Annotated in this window: 2 tRNA genes and 2 rRNA genes; all 4 read right to left on the reverse strand. The window is 42.7% G+C overall.

What is annotated here, in order from left to right:
* Nucleotides 1-474 (reverse strand): 23S ribosomal RNA (locus L1271_RS24605); the annotation flags it as partial.
* A gap of 437 nt (nt 475-911) precedes the next feature.
* Nucleotides 912-987: transfer RNA gene (locus tag L1271_RS24610), tRNA-Ala, on the reverse strand.
* Nucleotides 988-1104: 117 nt separating this feature from the next.
* A tRNA-Ile gene (locus tag L1271_RS24615) sits at nt 1105-1181 on the reverse strand.
* 77 nt (nt 1182-1258) lie between these two features.
* Nucleotides 1259-1364, reverse strand: a 16S ribosomal RNA gene (locus L1271_RS24620); the annotation flags it as partial.

The raw sequence follows: 1364 nt of genomic DNA on the forward strand, positions 1-1364 counted from the left end.
GGGGTTCTTTTCGCCTTTCCCTCACGGTACTGGTTCACTATCGGTCAGTTGGGAGTATTTAGCCTTGGAGGATGGTCCCCCCATATTCAGTCAAAGTTTCACGTGCTCCGACCTACTCGATTTCACTTTAGATAAGTTTTTGTGTACGGGACTATCACCCTGTTTCGTCATGCTTTCCAGCATCTTCCACTAACTACACTAAAGCTTAAGGGCTGCTCCGATTTCGCTCGCCGCTACTTTCGGAATCTCGGTTGATTTCTTTTCCTACGGGTACTTAGATGTTTCAGTTCTCCGCGTTCGCCTCGTTAACCTATGTATTCAGTTAACGATACCTGCAAGCAGGTGGGTTTCCCCATTCGGAAATCCTAGTCTCAAGCGCCTCTTACTGGCTTGACTAGGCTTATCGCAAGTTAGTACGTCCTTCATCGCCTCCAACTGCCAAGGCATCCACCGTGTACGCTTAGTCACTTAACCATACAACCCAAAGTGCTCTTACTCGGTCTTTCAAGTTTATACTGCTTTATCAGATAAATTTACTTGGTCACATAACTCGTTATGCTCCCGTCGATAAATTTCTCTGTGGCATTGTCTAAACTCAAAATCCACATCGTAATAGAAAAAGGTTAGCTACTGCTTTATTTTTCTATAACACATTGCGTTGTCAATCAAAGACTGATTTAACTTCGCCAGAAGTTAATATTGAATACTAAAGTAGACGCTAATTAATCATCAAAATGATTAATCGGCATTTTCTTTCGAAAACTCGATAAATAACTTTCGTTATCTATCAGAATTTAATTTTTCAGCTTTTCCAAATTTTTAAAGAGCAAGAGAATAACTTCTCAGAGTTAAAAACTCTCAGTTACTTAAACTTGAGTAAGAGTGTTTATCTATAAGAAGGTGTAGTAAAGTGGTGGAGCTAAGCAGGATCGAACTGCTGACCTCCTGCGTGCAAGGCAGGCGCTCTCCCAGCTGAGCTATAGCCCCACATTACTAGGATAACATTGTTTGTTTTTTACCTATCTTTGCTTTCAGGCAAGGATTTTTGTGACGAACGTTTAGTTTGCTAAACGAGTCGCAAAAAGACGCAGCATCAAAGCAAAGTGGTGGGTCTGAGTAGACTTGAACTACCGACCTCACGCTTATCAGGCGTGCGCTCTAACCAGCTGAGCTACAGACCCAAACAATGTTTGTGTTCTCTAATTCTAATCAACAATCATCTGTGTGGACACTTCGAACAAATAAGTTCTAAATCGTATAAGGAGGTGATCCAGCCCCAGGTTCCCCTAGGGCTACCTTGTTACGACTTCACCCCAGTCATGAATCACTCCGTGGTGAACGTCCCCCCGAAGGTTAGACTATCC

This window comes from Pseudoalteromonas sp. OF5H-5, from assembly GCF_021530695.1.
Classification (GTDB): domain Bacteria; phylum Pseudomonadota; class Gammaproteobacteria; order Enterobacterales; family Alteromonadaceae; genus Pseudoalteromonas.